This window comes from Pseudomonas sp. NFACC42-2 (assembly GCF_900116055.1).
GTDB lineage: Bacteria > Pseudomonadota > Gammaproteobacteria > Pseudomonadales > Pseudomonadaceae > Aquipseudomonas > Aquipseudomonas marginalis.
This window is the reverse complement of the sequence record NZ_FOZO01000010.1, coordinates 77,105-96,242: the sequence shown is the minus strand read 5'-3', so window position 1 is coordinate 96,242 and position 19,138 is coordinate 77,105. Positions and strand designations below refer to the sequence as shown.

General features: G+C 62.3%; 18 protein-coding genes. 5 read left to right on the top strand and 13 right to left on the bottom strand.

All coding sequences use genetic code 11. The features are described from left to right. Positions 1-29: 29 nt before the first annotated feature. The 11 genes from BM416_RS18945 to BM416_RS18895 form a co-directional block, all read right to left on the bottom strand. Positions 30-509 (bottom strand): DUF2878 domain-containing protein, encoded by a 480-nt coding sequence (locus BM416_RS18945; RefSeq protein WP_092489030.1) that lies wholly within the window; start codon positions 507-509, stop codon positions 30-32. Further along, complete coding sequence (locus tag BM416_RS18940; RefSeq protein WP_092489029.1) at positions 502-1,773, bottom strand: SAM-dependent methyltransferase; 1,272 nt, start codon at positions 1,771-1,773, stop codon at positions 502-504. The genes BM416_RS18945 and BM416_RS18940 overlap by 8 nt, the downstream gene beginning before the upstream one ends. Further along, a complete protein-coding gene (locus tag BM416_RS18935) occupies positions 1,760-2,569 on the bottom strand; it encodes a DUF1365 domain-containing protein (protein WP_092489028.1) in 810 nt (269 codons plus the stop codon). The genes BM416_RS18940 and BM416_RS18935 overlap by 14 nt, the downstream gene beginning before the upstream one ends. Then, positions 2,566-3,813 carry an NAD(P)/FAD-dependent oxidoreductase gene (locus tag BM416_RS18930; protein WP_092489027.1) on the bottom strand — a complete coding sequence of 416 codons (1,248 nt, stop codon included), beginning with the start codon at positions 3,811-3,813 and terminating at the stop codon, positions 2,566-2,568. Before BM416_RS18930 ends, BM416_RS18935 begins: the two co-directional genes overlap by 4 nt. Next, positions 3,810-4,592: an SDR family NAD(P)-dependent oxidoreductase gene (locus BM416_RS18925; protein ID WP_092489026.1), complete on the bottom strand. Its 783-nt coding sequence runs from the start codon at positions 4,590-4,592 to the stop codon at positions 3,810-3,812. The genes BM416_RS18930 and BM416_RS18925 overlap by 4 nt, the downstream gene beginning before the upstream one ends. Further along, positions 4,589-5,011: a nuclear transport factor 2 family protein gene (locus BM416_RS18920; RefSeq protein WP_092489025.1), complete on the bottom strand. Its 423-nt coding sequence runs from the start codon at positions 5,009-5,011 to the stop codon at positions 4,589-4,591. The genes BM416_RS18925 and BM416_RS18920 overlap by 4 nt, the downstream gene beginning before the upstream one ends. Further along, a complete protein-coding gene (gene phrB, locus BM416_RS18915) occupies positions 5,004-6,446 on the bottom strand; it encodes a deoxyribodipyrimidine photo-lyase (RefSeq protein ID WP_092489024.1) in 1,443 nt (480 codons plus the stop codon). Before phrB ends, BM416_RS18920 begins: the two co-directional genes overlap by 8 nt. After that, positions 6,447-7,376, bottom strand: a complete 930-nt coding sequence (locus BM416_RS18910; protein ID WP_092489023.1) for a MerR family transcriptional regulator — start codon at positions 7,374-7,376, stop codon at positions 6,447-6,449. Positions 7,377-7,391: 15 nt separating this feature from the next. After that, the gene (locus BM416_RS18905; RefSeq protein WP_092489022.1) at positions 7,392-8,357 is read right to left on the bottom strand and encodes a YbgA family protein; all 966 of its coding nucleotides are present in this window, start codon (positions 8,355-8,357) and stop codon (positions 7,392-7,394) included. Between the two features lie 111 nt (positions 8,358-8,468). Then, on the bottom strand, positions 8,469-8,684 hold the full coding sequence (locus tag BM416_RS18900) for a TIGR02450 family Trp-rich protein (protein ID WP_027606869.1): 216 nt from the start codon (positions 8,682-8,684) through the stop codon (positions 8,469-8,471). Continuing rightward, positions 8,681-9,667: an NAD(P)/FAD-dependent oxidoreductase gene (locus BM416_RS18895; protein ID WP_027606868.1), complete on the bottom strand. Its 987-nt coding sequence runs from the start codon at positions 9,665-9,667 to the stop codon at positions 8,681-8,683. The genes BM416_RS18900 and BM416_RS18895 overlap by 4 nt, the downstream gene beginning before the upstream one ends. A gap of 212 nt (positions 9,668-9,879) precedes the next feature. On the opposite strand from BM416_RS18895, the gene BM416_RS18890 reads away from it, so the two are divergent. Together BM416_RS18890 and hemH are read left to right on the top strand one after the other, a co-directional pair. Next, on the top strand, positions 9,880-10,779 hold the full coding sequence (locus BM416_RS18890; protein WP_092489021.1) for a TIGR01777 family oxidoreductase: 900 nt from the start codon (positions 9,880-9,882) through the stop codon (positions 10,777-10,779). Positions 10,780-10,794: 15 nt separating this feature from the next. After that, positions 10,795-11,820 (top strand): ferrochelatase, encoded by a 1,026-nt coding sequence (gene hemH, locus BM416_RS18885; protein WP_092489020.1) that lies wholly within the window; start codon positions 10,795-10,797, stop codon positions 11,818-11,820. A gap of 53 nt (positions 11,821-11,873) precedes the next feature. On the opposite strand, the gene BM416_RS18880 is transcribed toward hemH, so the two are convergent. Both BM416_RS18880 and algW read right to left on the bottom strand, forming a co-directional pair. Continuing rightward, positions 11,874-13,970, bottom strand: a complete 2,097-nt coding sequence (locus tag BM416_RS18880; protein ID WP_092489019.1) for a TonB-dependent siderophore receptor — start codon at positions 13,968-13,970, stop codon at positions 11,874-11,876. A gap of 112 nt (positions 13,971-14,082) precedes the next feature. After that, complete coding sequence (gene algW, locus BM416_RS18875) at positions 14,083-15,237, bottom strand: Do family serine endopeptidase AlgW (protein ID WP_027606864.1); 1,155 nt, start codon at positions 15,235-15,237, stop codon at positions 14,083-14,085. Positions 15,238-15,339: 102 nt separating this feature from the next. On the opposite strand from algW, the gene BM416_RS18870 reads away from it, so the two are divergent. The 3 genes from BM416_RS18870 (at position 15,340) to cysN (ending at position 19,060) form a co-directional block, all read left to right on the top strand. After that, positions 15,340-16,098, top strand: a complete 759-nt coding sequence (locus tag BM416_RS18870) for a Nif3-like dinuclear metal center hexameric protein (protein ID WP_092489018.1) — start codon at positions 15,340-15,342, stop codon at positions 16,096-16,098. A 136-nt stretch (positions 16,099-16,234) separates the two neighbouring features. Further along, positions 16,235-17,152 carry a sulfate adenylyltransferase subunit CysD gene (gene cysD / locus BM416_RS18865; RefSeq protein WP_017137614.1) on the top strand — a complete coding sequence of 306 codons (918 nt, stop codon included), beginning with the start codon at positions 16,235-16,237 and terminating at the stop codon, positions 17,150-17,152. A 9-nt stretch (positions 17,153-17,161) separates the two neighbouring features. Then, complete coding sequence (cysN, locus tag BM416_RS18860; RefSeq protein ID WP_092489017.1) at positions 17,162-19,060, top strand: sulfate adenylyltransferase subunit CysN; 1,899 nt, start codon at positions 17,162-17,164, stop codon at positions 19,058-19,060. Positions 19,061-19,138: the final 78 nt, after the last annotated feature.

The following is a 19,138-nucleotide window of genomic DNA, read 5'->3' as shown; positions in this document are numbered from 1 at the left end:
TGACGCAGGTGTGAAAGGTCTGACAGGCGTCAGCGCGCCAGCCGGTGCAGTCCGACGAACACCACCGTCCAGAGCAGCGCCAGCCCCGTCATGGTGGGTAACAGTGGGTAGCCAAAATGCACGCCCGCCAACTGGCTGCCGGCGTAATACGACAACGGCCCGCCGATCGCCCCCAATGCGGCCGCACGCCACCAGGGCCGTGCACTCCAGGCCAGGCAATGGCGCAGGGTGGTGGCCAGTACCGCCCACAGCAGGATCAGCCAAAAGGGAATCAGCGGTCCGGGCTCGCTGAAGTGAAACACCCCCAGGCTGCGCAGCAACGTATCCAGTACCGTGCCCAGCAGCGTCACGCGGATAATCAGCGCGCCGTCGGTGGCCCACGAACTTATCCACAGCAGGTGGATTGCCAGCACCGCCAGTCCCACCAGCAACCAAGGGCTGTCGCCACCGAGTACGCAGGCAAACCACCCGCACTGGAACAGCACGGCATTGGCCAGTGGTTTAAGCACTGAAGCGCCCGAGCAACGGAGGGTTGATGGCCGACGGTTTGGCCAACAGCAATTGCGCCGTGCCAATAGTGCGTTCCATAAAGCCGCCCTCGCAGTAGCACAGGTAGAACTCCCACAACCGCAGGAAATATTCGTCGTAGCCCAACTCCGTCAGGCGGCCGTGGGCGTGGCGAAAGTTCTCGTGCCACAGGCGCAGGGTTCGCGCGTAGTGCAGGCCGAAGTCCTCCATGTGCAGCAGGTTCATGTCGGTGTCGCGGCTGACGATATGCAGCATGTTCTGCACACTGGGCAGGGCGCCGCCGGGGAAGATATAGCGCTGGATAAAGTCGACGCTGTTCTTCGCCTGCTCAAAGCGTTGCTCACGGATGGTGATGGCTTGCAGCAACATCAGGCCATCACGCTTGAGCAGGTGCGCGCACTGCTTGAAGTAGGTCGGCAGGAAGCGATGGCCCACCGCTTCGATCATTTCGATGGACACCAACTTGTCGTACTCGCCGGTCAGGTCGCGGTAGTCCTGCAGCAACAACGTGACCTGGTCTTGCAAGCCCAGGGCCGCGACGCGTTTTTCGGTGTAGGCGAACTGCTCTTTGGACAAGGTCGTGGTGGTGACCTTGCAGCCGTACTGCTGCGCCGCATACAGCGCCATGCTGCCCCAGCCGGTGCCGATTTCCAGCAGATGATCGGTGGGTTTGAGCGCGAGCTTCTGGCAGATGCGTTGCAGTTTGTTCAGTTGCGCCTGTTCCAGGCTGTCGTCGGGTGTCAGGAACTGCGCGGCCGAATACATCATGGTCGGGTCGAGGAACTCTGCGAACAGCTCATTGCCGAGGTCGTAGTGGGCGGCGATGTTTTTCTGCGAGCCCTTGCGCGTGTTGCGGTTGAGCCAGTGCAGGCCTTGGGTCAACGGCCGCGCCAGTCTCGCCAGGCCACCCTCCATCGCGTCGAGCACGTCCAGGTTACTCACCATCACCCGCACCACTGCGGTCAGGTCCGGGCTGCTCCAATACCCATGGATAAACGCTTCGCCGGCGCCGATGGAACCGTTGGCCGCCACCAGCCCCCATACCGCCGAATCGAGGATCTGGATTTCCCCCAGCAGGTGCGCTTCCCGTGCGCCGAATACCTGGCGCTCGCCGTCCTCGATCACCACCAACTGGCCATGGCGCAGTTGGCTGAGTTGGCGCAGCACGCCCTTGCGCAGCAACGCACTGGTCATGCCGTTGACGTTCAGGCGGTGGGTCTTGACCGATAAGCTAGGGGATTTCATGGCGTCGATCCTTGGTGTACCCGACAGCTGTGTGAGAGGCGCCGTCGGCGGCCTGATGGGGAAAAATCGGTGTGCGCTTGAGCAACAGGCGCAGGGCCTGCCAATAAATGGCCAGGCAGGTCTTGGCGGTCATCCACGGAAAGCGCCACAGGTAACGGTGCAGGCTGGCGCGGTTCAGCGTTTCCCTGTGCAGGCTCAAGGTGGCGTCGAAGACTTTCACCTCGCCCTGCCAATCGGCCATGTGCACGCCGAGCCTGGTGGCGGGCGGGCTGAAGCTCATGCGGTATTCCAGGTCGCGCGGCAAAAACGGCGACACGTGAAACGCCTTGGCCACGGCGAAGTGCTGGTGCTCCTGCGCACCGAGGGCCTGGGCCGGCAGCACGTAGTGATAGCGCTCGCGCCATGGGGTGTTGGTCACTTCGCACAGGATCGCGGCCAGTTGCCCATCGGCCTCGAAGCAGTAGAAGAAACTCACCGGATTAAAAGCCAGGCCCCAACTGCGAGCCTGGGTCAGCAGGCAGATAACGCCCAGGGGTGTATGCCCCAGGGCCTTGCCGACTTCCTGGCGCACGGCATCGCTCAAGGGCATGCCGTGGCGCGTAAATTCACGCAGGTAGTCCTGCTGGCGAAAACCGAAGGGCGCCAGTCGGCTTGCGCCGGCCAGGGGCGACAGCCCGAGCACTTGGTCTTGTTCGCTTAAGTCCAGGTACAGCAGGCCGATGCGGTAGCGAAAGGCGTGGGCCTTGGGTGCAAACCGCCGATGGGCGATCCAGCCGCTGTACAGGGCGCTGTTCACAGGCTTTCCCCGAAGGCTTCGGCTACGCGCAGGGCGCTGACGACGCCGTCTTCATGGAAGCCGTTGGCCCAATAGGCGCCGCAGTACCAGGTATGGCGTGTGCCGTTCAGCTCCTTCCAACGCGCTTGTGCGGCCACGGCGGCCAGGCTGTATTGCGGGTGGGCGTAGGTATAGCGCGCGAGGATCTTCAGCGGGTTGATCATCGACGTCTGGTTGAGGCTGACGCAAAAGGTGGTGGCGCTGTCGATGCCTTGCAGGATGTTCATGTCATAGGTGACCGCGGCCTGGGTCTGCGTGTCGCCGCTCAGCCGGTAGTTCCAGCTGGCCCAGGCCAGTTTGCGCTCGGGCAGCAGCCGCGTGTCGGTGTGCAGCACCACGTCATTGTCGGCGTAGGGCAGGGCGCCGAGGATCTCCCGCTCGGCCTGGCTCGGGTCGCCGAGCAGGGCCAGTGCCTGGTCGCTGTGGCAGGCGAACACCACCTTGTCGAAGGCTTCGGTGCCGGCGGCGCTGTAAATGATTACGCCCTCTGCGTCACGCTCGACCAGATGCACCGGGCAGTCGAGGCGGATCTGCTCGCGAAAGCTGCGGGTCAGCGGTTCGATATAACGGCTGGAGCCACCCTCGATCACGCACCACTGCGGCCGGTTGTTCACCGAGAGCAAACCGTGGTTCTTGAAGAAACGCACAAAGAACTGCAACGGGAAATCCAGCATGTCCGCCAGGGACATCGACCAGATCGCCGCGCCCATCGGTACGATGTAATGCCGGATAAACCGTGGCCCGTAGCCCCCGGCTTCGAGGTAGTCACCCAAGGTCATCCCGGCGCTGATGCGCTGTTCTTGCAGGTCCAGCGGGGCCTGGCGATTGAAGCGCAGGATGTCGCGCAACATGCCCCAGAAGCCTGGCGAGAGGATATTGCGGCGCTGGGCAAACAGGCTGTTGAGGTTGTTGCCGTTGTACTCGAAGCCGCTGCCCTGGTCGCACACCGAAAAGCTCATCTCGGTGGGTTTGAAGGTCACGCCGATCTGCCCCAGCAAGCGGATGAAGTTGGGGTAGGTCCAGTCGTTGAACACGATGAAGCCGGTGTCCACGGCATAGGCTTTGCCTTCGACAGTGACGTTGACCGTGTGGGTATGCCCGCCGATACGGTCGCCGGCTTCGAACAGGGTGATGTCGTGGCGGCGGCTGAGCAGGTAGGCACTGGTCAGGCCGGCGATACCGCTGCCGATAATGGCGATCTTCACAGGTCGTCCTTTTTCGGTGGCGGGCTGCGCAACATGCGTTTGCCGATGATCAATTGCGCGCGGTTCGGCAGTTTCGACAGCGGCCACAGCGTGGCGATAAACAGCGCTGGGAAGGCGATCTCCAGCGGGCGTTTTTCCAGCTTGGCGAAGATATGCCGCGCGGCCTTGTCGGCTGGCCAGCTCAGGGGCATGGGGAAGTCATTGCGCTCGGTGAGTGGGGTGTCGACGAAGCCCGGGCTGATCACCGTGACATCAATGTTTTCGGTCGACAGGCTGATGCGCAGGGATTCGAACAGGTAGCGCAGCCCGGCCTTGGACGCGCCATACGCCTCGGCCCGTGGCATCGGCAGGTAGGTCACGGCGCTGGCGACGCCCACTAGGTGTGGTGTGCGCCCGGCGCGCAACAATGGCAGCGCCGCTTCAATGCAGTAACTGCTGGCCAGCAGGTTGGTGCGCACCACGTGTTCGATAATCGAAGAATCGAATTGCCTGGCGTCGACATATTCACAGGTGCCGGCGTTGAGGATGACGGTGTCGACCGAACCCCAGGCCGCGCCGATGTGCTCACCGATCTCGCGCACGGTCTGGCTGTTGGTCAGGTCGCCGGCCACCACCAGCACCTGGCCGGGGTAACGTTGGGCGAGCGCTTCCAGCGGGCCTTTGGTGCGTGAACTGAGGGCCACGTGGGCGCCGCTGTTGAGCAGCTCCACGGCCAGCGCAGCACCGATGCCACTGCTGGCACCGGTCAGCCAATAACGACGGGGCGGCAGTGCGTTCATCCCACTCTCCTTTTCAACCAACTGACGACCCCGCCCAGCACGGGAAGGTGTTCGTACAACAGCGCGCCCGCATCGAAGTAATCGCGGTGGCGATACACCTTGTCACGCCACATCAGGTGCGAGCAGCCTTCCACGTAGATGACCTTGCCCTTGCCCAGGCGCGGGTGGCAGAAACTCATGTTCCAGCGCAGGTAGCCTTCGCCTTCGGCCACCTGGTCGAAACCATGGAAGTCGAAGCGCAGCTGGCTGACGTTGCTGTACAACTCGGCGAAATACGTGTGCAGCGCGGTCAGTCCATGGACTTCATGCAGTGGGTCAGTGAACGCGATGTCCTGGCTGTAGAGGCTGTCGAGCAGCTGCAGATTGTGCTTGTCCAGCGAGGCAAAGGCCTGGGCGAAGCGGCGCAGGAAGTCACTCATGTTCGGCGACCTCCTGGCGTGAAGGCAGGTTGCGAAAGGCTGCGAGGGCGCGTTCGCGGGATTTTTTCAGGTCGACAATCGAGCGCGGGTAATCCGCCACGCCAAACAGGCCGCCGAGCGCTTGCGGGTTGTGCACTTCCTTCTTGTTCAGCGTGGCCAGCTCCGGCAGCCAGCGCTTGATAAACACGCCGTCGCCGTCGAATTTTTCCGACTGGCTCAGCGGGCTGAAAATCCGGAAATACGGCGCCGAATCGGTGCCGGTGGATGAACTCCATTGCCAGCCGCCGTTGTTGGCGGCGAGGTCACCGTCGATCAGGTGGCGCATGAAGAAGCGCTCGCCTTCGCGCCAGTCGATCAACAGGTTCTTGGTCAGGAACATCGCCACTACCATGCGCAGGCGGTTATGCATCCAGCCGGTTTCCAGCAACTGGCGCATGGCGGCATCGATGATCGGCAGGCCGGTGCGCGCCTGTTGCCAGGCGGCGAGGTCCTCGGGCGCATCACGCCAGGCCAGGGCTTCGGTCTCGGGGCGGAAAGCGCGGTGACGGGAGACCCGTGGGTAACCGACCAGAATGTGCTTGTAGAACTCACGCCATAGCAACTCGTTGATCCAGGTGATGGCGCCGATGTCGCCGCTTTCGAACTCGCCCTGGTTGGTTTGCAGGGCGGCGTGCAGGCATTGGCGCGGCGAAACCACGCCGGCGGCCAGGTAGGCGGAGAGCTGGCTGGTGCCGGGCTTGGCCGGAAAATCCCGTTCGTCTTTGTAGTAGCTGATCTGCTGGTCGGCAAAGGCGTCGAGGCGGCGGCGGGCTTCGTCTTCGCCGGCGGGCCAGAGGGCGCGCAAGGTGTCGCTGGGCGGTTCGAAGCCGTCGACCTGTTCGGGAATCGGATCGCTCTTGAGCGTGAGCGCGGCTTGGGCCTTGGGCGTTACGACCCGACGTGGCAGGGCGCTGTGCAGGCGCGCGTAGCAGACCTTGCGGAACTGGCTGAACACCTGGAAGTAGGTGCCGGTCTTGGTCAGCACGCTGCCCGGTTGGAAAAGCAGTTGGTCCAGGTAACTATGGAACGTCACGCCGCCGGCTTCCAGCGTCTCAGCGACAGCTGCATCGCGACGGCTTTCATGGATGCCGTATTCCTCGTTGACGTGCACCGACTCTACGGCCAGTTCCCGGCACAGTTGACTCAACACGGCGGGAACCTGATCCCAGTCAGCGGCATGGCGGATCAGCAAGGGAATGTTCAGGGTGCCCAGGGCCTGGCTCAAGTGCTGCAGGTTGCGCAGCCAGAAATCCACTTTGCAGGGTGCATCGTCATGGGCCAGCCATTGCTCGGGCGTGACCAGGTACACGGCCGCCACCGGGCCTCGCTGGCAGGCCGCGGCCAGGGCGGTGTTGTCGTGAAGGCGCAAGTCGGTGCGCAGCCAGATCAAGTGCATTTAGATAAGTCCACGCTGGAGCAGGAGCTGTTGGGCCGACAACGGGTCTTCGGCCACGAACAATTGCGCAATGTCTTGGGTTAATACAGCCAGCTCGGCCTGGTGGATGCAGACCGTGGGGCCGACGAGCAGTTTTGCGCAATTGACGCCAGCCAGCAGTTTGCTCAGTGCCGGCAATTGCAGGGCCTTGCTCGAATACAGGAGCACGGCACGCGGTTGCAGGTGTTCCGCCGCCAGGGCCAGCTCGCCGGTGGGCAACGGCCAGTCGAAGACCTCCACCGGGCAATCGGCGCTGCTGGCCAGCCAGGCGCTGAGCCACAGGTGCGGCTCCAGGGGCAGGTCGGAGTGGTTGACCAGCAGCAGCGGCGCGCCGTGCAACTGCCGGTTGTTGTGGTAGATGCGTGCACCGAACTTGCTGCGCAGCCAGGACAGGAAAAACACCCGCTCCATCTGTGCGCCAAACTGGCCTTGCCAGCGCTGTTCCAGCTCCTGCAGCAACGGCAGCAGCAATTGCTCGCACAGGGTGCGCGGCGGGTACAGCGCCATCGCCTGGTTAAACACATCGTCCACCCGGCGTTCGGCCAGCTCGCTGACGGCCTGCACCAGGTTCTGGCGCAAGGCTTGCCATTCGTTCTCGACGGCATCGGGAAGGGCTTGGGCGGAATCGATCAGGCCTTTGACCTGGCTGACCGGTACGCCGCGATTGAGCCAGGTGAGGATGGTGTGGATGCGTTGGACATGGTCGGCATTGAACAGCCGATGGCCCTTGGGCGTGCGCTGGGGCACGATCAGGCCATAACGGCGTTCCCAGGCGCGCAGGGTCACGGCGTTGACGCCGGTCTGGCGCGCCACTTCGCGGATCGGCAGCCAGCCGTCTTCGAGGGCTTGGGCGATGTCTGCGCCGGGTTCGTCTTGCAAGATAGCGGTCATGACGCTTTTCATGGTTTAGATCGCATTCCGCAGGCTGAGATTTTCCGGGTGCGGCTGCAAGTAGGCCTGTTGCGCGATGTAGCGGTCCGGGTGTTGGCGAAAGTGATGCTTGAGCAGGGTCAACGGCACCACCAGCGGCACGATGCCCTGGTGGTACTGGCCGATGACCGTCTGCATTTCCTGTTTGTCATCGGCGCTAATGGTCTGCTTGAGGTAGCCGCTGATGTGTTGCAGCACATTGGTGTGGGTGCCGCGGGTAGCGCACTTTTTCAGGCCGGTCATCAAGTCGCTGAAATAGCAGGCGCCCAACTCGTCGAGGTTGACGTCCTTGGCCATGCTGCCGAGACGGTGGCCCAGGCTCTTGTAATGCATCAGGCTGTGGGCCATCAGCAAATACTTGTAGCGCGCGTGAAAAGCCAGCAGGCGGTGGCGGGTCAGGCCCTCGGCCAGCAGTTGCTGCCAACTGGCGTAGACGAAGACGCGGGTCAGGAAGTTTTCCCGCAGTACCGGGTCATTCAGGCGGCCATCTTCTTCCACAGGCAGGTTCGGGTGGCGCGCGCAGAACGCCTGGGCGTAAATGCCACGCCCGCCGCCCTCCACCGGCGCTCCGTTTTCACGGTAGACCTTGACGCGTTCCAGGCCGCAGGACGGCGACTTCTGCATGAAGATGTAGCCGCACAGGTCGGTGTGTTCGGCGGCCATTTTGCGGCCGTATGCGTCCAGCGGCGCAGTGACGTTCAGCTCGCGGTGTACGGTGCCGACGGCCTGGGGCTGTTCGGCATCGCCCACCAGGCGAATGGTTTCACGGGGGATACCCAGGCCGATCGCCACTTCCGGGCACAGCGGCACGAAGTCGAAGTACTCGGCGAGGACCTCGCTGCATAGCTGGGATTGCTTGTGACCGCCATTGAAACGCACGTTTTCGCCCAGCAGGCAGGCGCTGATGCCAATCTTCGGCTTGATGGACGGTGTGCTGGGCATGGCCAAACCTCTGCAAGATTCCTGTACAAGATCTGAAATCTGTACAACTAAATCTCATCATAGGTTTGATGCTGTACAAGTCAAATATTTTGTACAAGTATTTGCGCGGGGCTATTTCCAGCCGATTTGCCAAGCCTCGGCATTTTGCAGGGTTTGCCAGGCCAGGCGCTGGGCGCGCAGGGTCATCACGGCTTGCAACTCGATTTCCAGCACTGTGCCGTCTTCGTCACGAAACAGTTCGGTCACCAGAAAGTGTTTTTCCTTGTTGCGGGGCCGGGCTGCCGTCCACTTCGACAGCAGCAATTTGGCCGGGTTGATGCGGTTCATTGCAGGTGCTCGATCAACCGTCGCGCGGCTTCCTGGCCACTGAGCCACGCCCCTTCCACGCGCCCCGAGAGGCACCAGTCGCCACACACGTACAGGCCCAGGTCGGCGTCGGCCAGCACCCCGAACTCATGGGCGGCTGACGGCCGTGCGTAGAGCCAGCGGTGGGCCAGGCTGAAGGACGGTGCGGGCATGGCGCTGTGCAGCAATTCGGCGAAGGCGCCGTGCAGGTGTTCGATCACCGCGTCCTTGGACAGGTCCAGGTGGGCCTTGCTCCAGGTGCTGGTGGCATGCAGCACCCAGGTGTCGAGGGTCGTATCGCGCCCGGGCTTGCTGCGGTTGCGCGCCAGCCAGTCCAGCGGGCTGTCTTGCACGAAGCAGCCTTCCATGGGGGTATCCAGGGGCTTGTCGAAGGCCAGGGCAATGGCCCAGGTCGGGTCCATCTTCACGCCGGCGGCGGCACTCGCCAATTTGGGCGCTGCCGCCAGCAGGGCCGTGGCCTGGGGGGCGGGCGTGGCGATGATCACATGGCTGAACGGGCCGTGGTTTTCGCCGTCGGCATCCAACAGGTTCCAGTGTTGTTTGCCTTGGAACACCTCGGTGATCCGGCAGCCGAACTCCACCGGCAGGTCATCTAGCAGGGCGCGGGTGATGGCGCTCATGCGCGGCGTGCCGACCCAGCGGATCTGTTCATCGGGGGAGGGCGTGAGTTGGCCGGACTTGAAGTTGTACAGCTGGGGCTTCCATTGCTCGGCCCAGCCGTTGCTTTGCCAGCGCTGCACTTCGTTGACGAAGCGTCGGTCGCGGGCGGTGAAGTATTGGGCGCCCATGTCCAGTGCGCCGGCGTCGCTGCGTTTGCTGGACATGCGACCGCCGCTGCCGCGGCTTTTATCGAAGAGTTGTACAACGTGCCCGGCGTCTTGTAACGCTCGGGCGGCGGAGAGACCGGCGATGCCGGTGCCGATGATCGCGATGGGGACAGTCATGGGAGGCCTCGTTTTACCGTTGGGTACAGGCTACGCCGACACCAATAGCTGTACAATATTATTTTTTGGTATAAGTTTTGGCGTACCTGATCGCTTGGCGTGACCTATGGTTAAGCATGAGGCTTAAACAAAAGTCACGCTCGATTACAAATTGATCCCTGCTTATAAAATAGACTAGTGATCGGCGGCGAACGTTACATGAGGAGCGTCCCATGCATATTTTGCTGACCGGCGGTACCGGCCTGATCGGTCGTCAACTCTGCCAACACTGGATTGCCCAAGGTCATCGCCTGACGGTGTGGAGCCGCCATCCTGAGGACGTCGCACGGTTGTGCGGTGCAACGGTGCTGGGCGTGAGTCGTCTGGAGGAGGTGATTGGCGCGGTAGACGCGGTGGTCAACCTGGCGGGTGCGCCGATTGCTGACCGTCCCTGGACCCACAAACGCAAGGCGCTGCTCTGGAGCAGCCGCATCGGCTTGACCGAAACCCTGCTGGCCTGGCTCGAAAGCCAGGCGCAGAAGCCGGCGGTGCTGGTTTCCGGTTCGGCGGTGGGCTGGTACGGCGACGGTGGCGAGCGCGAACTGACCGAAGCCAGCGGGCCGGTACAGGACGATTTTCCCAGCCAACTGTGCATCGCCTGGGAAGAAACCGCCCAACGTGCCGAAGCGATGGGCATCCGCGTGGTGCTGGTGCGCACCGGCCTGGTACTGGCGGCCGAGGGCGGCTTTTTGTCGCGCCTGTTGCTGCCGTTCAAACTCGGGCTGGGCGGGCCTATCGGCAACGGGCGGCAGTGGATGCCGTGGGTTCATATCAAGGATCAAATCGCCCTGATTGATTTTCTTCTGCACAAGGATGACGCCAGCGGTCCTTATAATGCCTGCGCGCCGCACCCAGTGCGTAACCGCGAGTTCGCCAAGACATTGGGCCAGGCGCTGCACCGCCCGGCGTTCATGCCGATGCCGGCCTTTGCGTTGAAGGTGGGTTTGGGCGAGTTGTCCGGCTTGTTGCTGGGCGGCCAGAAAGCAATGCCCGAACGCCTGCTGGCGGCCGGTTTCACTTTCCAGTTCACTGAGTTGCGTGCGGCCTTGGACGACGTTTCCAGCCGCCGCTAAGAGATAGGATGTTGCATGACGGATCACGCGTTGTTACTGGTCAACCTGGGTTCACCGGCGTCCACTTCGGTGGCCGATGTGCGCAGCTACCTCAATCAGTTCCTGATGGACCCTTATGTCATCGATCTGCCGTGGCCGGTGCGGCGCTTGCTGGTGTCGCTGATCCTGATCAAGCGCCCCGAGCAATCGGCCCACGCTTACGCCTCGATCTGGTGGGACGAGGGCTCGCCGCTGGTGGTGCTCAGCCGTCGCCTGCAACAGCAGATGACCGCGCAATGGACCCAGGGGCCAGTGGAGTTGGCGATGCGTTATGGCGAGCCTTCCCTGGAAACGACCCTCACGCGGTTGGCCGCCCAAGGTATTCAAAAGGTCACCTTGGCGCCCTTGTACCCGCAATTTGCCGACAGCACCGTGACCACGGTGATTGAAGAAGCTAGGCGCGTGGTGCGTGACAAAAAGCTCAACGTACAGTTCTCGATCCTGCAGCCATTCTATGATCAGGCGGAATACCTCGACGCGTTGGCCGCCAGCGCCCGACCTTATATAGACGCGCATTACGACCACTTGCTGCTGAGCTTCCACGGCTTGCCCGAGCGCCATCTGACCAAGCTCGACCCGACCGGCCAGCATTGCTTCAAGGATGCGGACTGCTGCAGGAACGCCTCGCCTGAGGTGCTCGCGACCTGCTACCGCGCGCAATGCTTCAGCGTTGCCCGCGACTTCGCCGCGCGCCTGGGCTTGCCCAACGACAAATGGTCAGTGGCGTTCCAGTCGCGCCTGGGCCGTGCGAAGTGGATCGAACCCTACACCGAGGCACGCCTGGAAGCGCTGGCCCGTCAAGGGGTGAAAAAGCTGCTGGTGATGTGCCCGGCGTTTGTTGCCGACTGCATCGAGACCCTGGAAGAAATCGGTGATCGTGGTCGGGAGCAATTCCGCGAGGCGGGCGGTGAGGAGTTGGTGCTGGTGCCGTGTTTGAATGACGATCCGCAGTGGGCGGCGGCGCTCAATACCTTGTGTGAAAGAGCCCCGCTTTCGCTGTAATCACGTCATCCAACTGTGAGAGGGGCTTAACCCCTCTCACGTTTTTGATTGTGTTACAGGTTGAGGGTCAGGCTGACGGTGAGGTTGCGCGGTTCGCCGGGATTGACCCAGTAATTGCTGTAGGACCGCTCGTAGTACTTTTCATCAAACAGGTTGTTGAGATTCAGGCCCACGGTGACGCTCTGCGTGGCCTTGTAATGGGCCAGCAAGTCGACGGTGTGGTAGGCGGGCAATTCAAAGCGGCTGCCCGCTTCACCCGAGCGATCCCCCACATAGGTGAACGCCGCGCCCAGGTCTGAACCGCGCAGCGCGCCGTCCTGGAATTCATACACCCCCAACAGGCTGCCGCTGCGCTTGGCTACGCCGAGGATGCGGCTGCCCGCAGGAATGGCTTTATCACCCTTGGTCACTTCGGCGTCGATGTAGGCAAGCGCGCCGATCACGCGTACGGCATCGGTCAGTTGTCCTGTCAGTTGCAGGTCGAAGCCCTGGCTGCGTGCCTTGCCCATGGCGCGGTTGGTATTGGTGGCCGGGTCCAGGGCCAGCACGTTTTCCTTTTCGATATGGAAGGCGGCGAGGGTGGTGCTGAGGCGGTCGTCGAACAGCTCGCTCTTGATCCCCACCTCGTAGCCCACGCCTTCTTCGGGCTTGAAGGTGTTACCGCTGGCGTCCAGGCCGCTGTTGGGCTTGAACGAAGTGGAGGCGTTGGCGAATACGCCAACCTCTGGTGTCAGTTGATACAGCAGGCCGGCGCGCTGGGTAAGTGCGTCGTGGGTTTGCCGACTCTTGGCGTGGTTGCGGGTGAAGTCGTCGGTGCTCTGTTCGAAATGCTCGAAGCGCGCGCCGACCATGCCGCGCAAGCGGTCGGTGAAGATGATCTGGTCTTGTAGGTTCAGCGCCTGGCTTTTGGTCTGTTCGAAGAAGTCGGTGCCGGAACGTGCGCCATTGGGTTTGGGCTGGCCGTAGACCGGGTTGTAGAGGTCGATGGCGTAGGGGCTGCCGGCAATGGCGGTGACGCGCTCCTTCTTGCGGTAGTCCTCGTATTCGGTGCCGACCAGCAATTCATGCTGCCAACTGCCAAGGTCGAACAGACCGCGCAGTTCCAGTTGGGTGATGCTGTCGTGCCAACCCATGGAACGTTCGCGGTAACGGCGGTTGAGGGTGTGGCCGTCGGCGTTCAGCGCGCGGTTTTCCGAGGCGTCGCCCCACAGGCTGCCTTGCTTGTAGTGGCTGGCCAGGCGCAGTTTCCAGGCGTCGTTGAGATGATGCTCGAGGGTCGCCTGGATGCGGTTGTTGTGGTTGTCGATATCGCCGTCGTTGGGTTCGCCGAGGAAGGTGGAGCGTGATACGCCTGGGGCATCGACGATGCCCCGGTCGAAGGTGGAGCTGTGGCGTACGAATTCGCTTTCTACCAGCAGGTGGGTGTCCGGGTCCAGCTGCCAGCTGAATGAGGGCGCGACGAATACGCGCTTGCTCTCGACGTGATCGCGGAAACTGTTGTTGTCCTCCACTGCCAGGTTGACCCGCGACAGCAGGTCGCCCTCGCTGTCCAGCGGCGTATTGATATCGACGGCAGTGCGATAACGGTCCCAACTGCCCGCGCTGGTTTGCACGGTGGTGAAGGCTTCGGGCTGGGGCTTTTTGGTGACGATATTCACCGTGCCACCGGGATCACCGCGGCCGTACAGGCTGGCGGCGGGGCCCTTGAGTACTTCGATGCGCTCGATATTGGCCGCGTCCGGCGTGCTCGGGTAGCCGCGGTTGGCGCTGAAACCGTCCTGGTAGAACTCCGACGTGGTGAAGCCGCGCACGCTGTATTCGTAGAGGGTGAGGCCGCCAAAGTTGTTCTGCTTGGACACGCCGCCGGCAAACTCCAGGGCGCGTTCCACGTTGGTGCTGCCCAGGTCCGTGAGTACCGAGGCGGGAATCACACTGATGGATTGTGGGATGTCGCGCAGGGCGGTATCGGTTTTAGTCGCGCTGGCAGAGCGGGTGGCACGGTAGCCTTTGACCGGGCCGGTGGCGGATTCATAGGCGTCGGTGGTGACGCTGATGCTCTCCAGCTCAACGGTATTGTCTTCGGCAAAGGCGGGATCCAGCAGAAAACCCAAGGCTAGGCCAGCCAAGGGGACAAACGTTCGAGACGGCATGATAGAGCGTTCCAATAGCGATATTGAAACAATATAACATGACTGATGAGAATGGATTCGCTTTGAAATATGAGCTTACAGGTACCCGCGAACGGGTACCTGGCGAGGTGGTTTATTCCTCTTCCTTGACCGGTGCAGGGGGTGGACGCAGGCCGATCTCCGCCAGCAGCTTGATCTCTTTACCGTTGCGCATCACCTGGATCGCCACCTTGTCGGTCGGCTTGATCCGCGCCACCTGGTTCATCGACTTGCGCCCATCGCCGGCCGGTTCGCCGTTGATGCTGAGGATCACATCCCCCAGTTGCAGGCCGGCTTTCTGCGCCGGGCCATCGCGGAAAATCCCGGCAACCACGATGCCTGGGCGCCCGGTCAGGCCGAACGACTCGGCCAGTTCCTTGGTCAACGGCTGTACTTCGATCCCCAGCCAGCCGCGAATTACCTGGCCGTGCTCGATGATCGACTTCATCACTTCCATCGCCAGCTTCACCGGGATCGCAAAGCCGATGCCCTGGGAGCCGCCGGACTTGGAGAAAATCGCCGTGTTGATGCCGGTCAGGTTGCCATTGGCATCCACCAGTGCGCCGCCGGAGTTGCCCGGGTTGATCGCCGCATCAGTCTGGATAAAGTCCTCGTAGCTGTTCAGCCCCAGCTGGTTCCGTCCGGTGGCGCTGATGATGCCCATGGTCACCGTCTGGCCCACCCCGAACGGGTTGCCGATGGCCAGTGCCACATCACCCACCCGCAGCCCATCGGAGCGGCCGAGGGTGATGGAAGGCAGGCTTTTCAGATCGATCTTCAGGACCGCGAGGTCGGTTTCCGGGTCGCTGCCCACCACACGGGCGAGGGTTTCGCGGCCGTCACGCAGGGCCACCACAATCTGGTCGGCGCCGGTAGTCACGTGGTTATTGGTGAGGATGTAGCCTTCGGGGCTCATGATCACCCCGGAACCCAGGCTGGACTCCATGCGGCGCTGTTTGGGCCCGTTGTCACCGAAATAACGGCGGAACTGCGGGTCTTCAAACAACGGATGGGCCGGCTTGTTGATGACCTTGGTGGTGTACAGGTTGACCACCGCGGGAGCGGCGATGACCACCGCGTCCGCGTAAGTCACCGGGCCTTGCACCACCGAGCTGGTCTGGGGCGCCTGTTGCAGGTTCACATCAAGGCTGGGCAAGCCCACCCACTGGGGATAACGCTGAATAATCAGCATCGCGATCAGCACGCCAGCCAGCAATGGCCATCCAAAAAAACGCAGTGCCTTGAGCATCAAGTAAGTCCTGACAGGTTGCAGGGGGCGGGAGAGCGCCCATAATGTCGCGCATTATACGAGGCTGCGAGCGCCTCGGAACGGGATATTTAGGAGTCTTTTATGGCCGTCCCCCTTACCACCCTCGTCGAGGAAGCGGACCGCTACCTCGGCAGCGCAAAGATTGCCGATTACTGCCCCAATGGCCTGCAGGTCGAGGGGCGGCCGCAAGTGATGCGCATCGTCAGCGGCGTGACCGCCAGCCAGGCCCTGCTGGACGCGGCCGTCGAAGCCCAGGCCGATTTGATCCTGGTGCATCACGGTTATTTCTGGAAAGGCGAAAACCCCTGTATCACCGGCATGAAGCAACGCCGCCTGAAAACCCTGCTCAAGCACGACATCAGCCTGTTGGCCTACCACCTGCCACTGGACCTGCACCCCGACGTTGGCAACAACGTGCAACTCGCCCGACAGCTGGACATCACCGTCGAAGGCCCGCTGGACCCGAGCAACCCCAGGATCGTCGGCCTGGTCGGCTCGCTCGTCGAACCGCTGTCACCCCGCGACTTCGCCCGGCGTGTGCAGGACGTGATGGGCCGCGAGCCGCTGCTGATCGAAGGCAGCCAGATGATCCGCCGCGTCGGCTGGTGCACCGGTGGCGGCCAGGGTTACATCGACAACGCTATCGCCGCGGGCGTCGACCTGTTCCTGAGCGGTGAAGCCTCCGAGCAAACCTTCCACAGCGCCCGGGAAAACGACATCAGCTTTATCGCCGCCGGCCACCACGCCACCGAGCGCTACGGCGTACAGGCGCTGGGTGATTACCTGGCGCGGCGCTTCGCCCTGGAGCATCTGTTCATCGATTGCCCCAACCCGATTTGATGGCCAAACCTTGGGGCATATTGATATACCGTTTCGATCTAGCTGGCGCCCTGAATAGAAGAAGGTGCTGTGCTAGCATGCCCCGCTCTAACACGGCCCGCTGGCCGTCCATAAGATCGTTTTTCCGTGAGTAACCATGGTCGACAAACTGACGCATCTGAAACAGCTGGAGGCGGAAAGCATCCACATCATCCGCGAGGTCGCCGCCGAGTTCGATAACCCGGTGATGCTCTACTCGATCGGTAAAGACTCCGCCGTGATGCTGCACCTGGCGCGCAAGGCCTTCTTCCCGGGCAAGCTGCCGTTCCCGGTGATGCACGTCGACACCCGCTGGAAATTCCAGGAGATGTACAAGTTCCGCGACAAAATGGTCGAAGAGCTGGGCCTGGACCTGATCACCCACGTCAACCCGGATGGCGTGGCGCAGGGCATCAACCCGTTCACCCACGGCAGCGCCAAGCACACCGACATCATGAAGACCGAAGGCCTCAAGCAGGCCTTGGACAAGCATGGTTTCGACGCCGCCTTCGGCGGTGCCCGTCGCGATGAAGAGAAATCCCGTGCCAAAGAGCGCGTGTACTCGTTCCGCGACAGCAAGCACCGCTGGGACCCGAAGAACCAGCGCCCGGAGCTGTGGAACGTCTACAACGGCAACGTCAACAAGGGTGAGTCGATCCGTGTGTTCCCGCTGTCCAACTGGACCGAGCTGGACATCTGGCAGTACATCTACCTGGAAGGCATCCCGATCGTGCCGCTGTACTTCGCCGCCGAACGCGATGTCATCGAGAAGAACGGCACGTTGATCATGATCGACGACGACCGCATCCTCGAGCACTTGTCCGACGAAGACAAAGCCCGAATCGTCAAAAAGAAAGTACGTTTCCGTACCCTTGGCTGCTACCCGTTGACGGGCGCGGTGGAGTCCGAAGCCGAGACGCTGACGGACATCATTCAGGAAATGCTCCTGACGCGAACTTCCGAGCGCCAGGGCCGTGTCATCGACCACGATGGTGCCGGCTCGATGGAAGATAAAAAACGTCAAGGCTATTTCTAAGGGGCTGTCATGTCGCATCAATCTGATTTGATCAGCGAGGACATCCTCGCCTACCTGGGCCAGCACGAGCGCAAGGAAATGTTGCGCTTCCTGACCTGTGGCAATGTCGACGACGGCAAGAGCACCCTGATCGGGCGCCTGCTGCACGACTCCAAGATGATCTACGAAGATCACCTGGAAGCCATCACCCGTGACTCGAAAAAGTCCGGCACCACCGGTGACGACATCGACCTGGCGTTGCTGGTCGACGGCCTGCAGGCCGAGCGTGAGCAGGGCATCACCATCGATGTCGCCTACCGCTACTTCTCCACCGCCAAGCGCAAATTCATCATCGCCGACACCCCCGGCCATGAGCAGTACACCCGCAACATGGCCACCGGTGCCTCCACCTGTGACCTGGCGATCATCCTGATCGACGCGCGCTACGGCGTGCAGACCCAGACCCGTCGCCACAGCTATATCGCCTCGTTGCTGGGCATCAAGCACATCGTGATCGCCGTCAACAAGATGGACATCAATGGCTTTGACCAAAGCGTGTTCGAGTCGATCAAGGCCGATTACCTGAAGTTCGCCGAGGGCATCGCCTTCAAGCCGAGCACCATGGCATTCGTGCCGATGTCGGCGCTCAAGGGCGACAACGTGGTGAACAAGAGCGAGCATTCGCCCTGGTACACCGGCCAGTCGCTGATGGAGATCCTCGAGACCGTAGAGATCGCCAACGACCGCAACTACACCGACCTGCGTTTCCCGGTGCAGTACGTCAACCGTCCGAACCTGAACTTCCGTGGGTTCGCCGGCACCCTGGCCAGCGGCATCGTGCACAAGGGCGACGAAGTCGTGGTGCTGCCGTCGGGTAAGAGCAGCCGCGTCAAATCCATCGTCACCTTCGAAGGTGAGCTGGAACACGCCGGCCCAGGCCAGGCCGTGACCCTGACCATGGAAGACGAGATCGACATCTCCCGTGGCGACCTGCTGGTGCATGCCGACAACGTGCCGCAAGTGACCGACGCCTTCGACGCCATGCTGGTGTGGATGGCCGAAGAACCGATGCTGCCGGGCAAGAAATACGACATCAAGCGCGCCACCAGCTATGTGCCGGGTTCCATCACCAGCATCGTGCACCGTGTGGACGTGAACACCCTGGCCGAAGGCCCGGCGAGTTCGCTGCAGTTGAACGAGATCGGCCGGGTCAAGGTCAGCCTCGACGCCGCCATCGCGTTGGATGGCTATGACAGCAACCGCACCACCGGTGCGTTTATCGTCATCGACCGCTTGACCAACGGCACCGTGGGCGCGGGCATGATCATCGCACCGCCGATCACCCACGGCAGTGCGGCGCATCACGGCAAGTTGGCCCATGTCGCCACCGAGGAGCGCGCCCAGCGTTTCGGCCAGCAACCGGCCACCGTGTTGTTCAGCGGCCTGTCGGGCGCGGGCAAGAGCACCTTGGCCTATGCGGTCGAGCGCAAGCTGTTCGACATGGGGCGTGCGGTGTTCGTGCTGGATGGCCAGAACCTGCGTCACGACCTGAACAAGGGCTTGCCCCAGGACCGTGCCGGGCGTACCGAAAACTGGCGTCGTGCCGCTCACGTGGCGCGTCAGTTCAACGAAGCCGGCCTGCTGACCCTGGCCGCATTCGTCGCCCCGGATGCCGAAGGCCGTGAACAGGCCAAGGCGCTGATTGGCAGCGACCGCCTGCTGACCGTGTACGTACAGGCCTCCCCGCAGGTGTGTGCCGAGCGTGATCCGCAGGGCTTGTACGCGGCGGGTGGGGATAACATCCCTGGCGAATCCTTCCCGTACGACGTGCCGTTGAATGCCGACCTGGTAATCGATACCCAGGCCCTGTCACTGGAAGACAGCGTCAAGCAAGTGCTTGAACTGTTGCGCCAGCGCGGCGCGATCTAAATCTCGCTGCAGTCAAATGTGGGAGGGGGCTTGCCCCCGATAGCAGTGTGTCAGTCAGTACATCTGTCACTGATCCAC

Bases quoted from the DNA above. Each gene is read 5' to 3' on its own strand.
- BM416_RS18940 (WP_092489029.1), bottom strand. From the start codon at position 1,773: ATGAAATCCCCTAGCTTATCGGTCAAGACCCACCGCCTGAACGTCAAC.
- BM416_RS18925 (WP_092489026.1), bottom strand. From the start codon at position 4,592: ATGAACGCACTGCCGCCCCGTCGTTATTGGCTGACCGGTGCCAGCAGT.
- BM416_RS18920 (WP_092489025.1), bottom strand. From the start codon at position 5,011: ATGAGTGACTTCCTGCGCCGCTTCGCCCAGGCCTTTGCCTCGCTGGAC.
- phrB (WP_092489024.1), bottom strand. From the start codon at position 6,446: ATGCACTTGATCTGGCTGCGCACCGACTTGCGCCTTCACGACAACACC.
- BM416_RS18910 (WP_092489023.1), bottom strand. From the start codon at position 7,376: ATGACCGCTATCTTGCAAGACGAACCCGGCGCAGACATCGCCCAAGCC.
- BM416_RS18905 (WP_092489022.1), bottom strand. From the start codon at position 8,357: ATGCCCAGCACACCGTCCATCAAGCCGAAGATTGGCATCAGCGCCTGC.
- BM416_RS18900 (WP_027606869.1), bottom strand. From the start codon at position 8,684: ATGAACCGCATCAACCCGGCCAAATTGCTGCTGTCGAAGTGGACGGCA.
- BM416_RS18895 (WP_027606868.1), bottom strand. From the start codon at position 9,667: ATGACTGTCCCCATCGCGATCATCGGCACCGGCATCGCCGGTCTCTCC.
- BM416_RS18890 (WP_092489021.1), top strand. From the start codon at position 9,880: ATGCATATTTTGCTGACCGGCGGTACCGGCCTGATCGGTCGTCAACTC.
- hemH (WP_092489020.1), top strand. From the start codon at position 10,795: ATGACGGATCACGCGTTGTTACTGGTCAACCTGGGTTCACCGGCGTCC.
- BM416_RS18880 (WP_092489019.1), bottom strand. From the start codon at position 13,970: ATGCCGTCTCGAACGTTTGTCCCCTTGGCTGGCCTAGCCTTGGGTTTT.
- algW (WP_027606864.1), bottom strand. From the start codon at position 15,237: ATGCTCAAGGCACTGCGTTTTTTTGGATGGCCATTGCTGGCTGGCGTG.
- BM416_RS18870 (WP_092489018.1), top strand. From the start codon at position 15,340: ATGGCCGTCCCCCTTACCACCCTCGTCGAGGAAGCGGACCGCTACCTC.
- cysD (WP_017137614.1), top strand. From the start codon at position 16,235: ATGGTCGACAAACTGACGCATCTGAAACAGCTGGAGGCGGAAAGCATC.
- cysN (WP_092489017.1), top strand. From the start codon at position 17,162: ATGTCGCATCAATCTGATTTGATCAGCGAGGACATCCTCGCCTACCTG.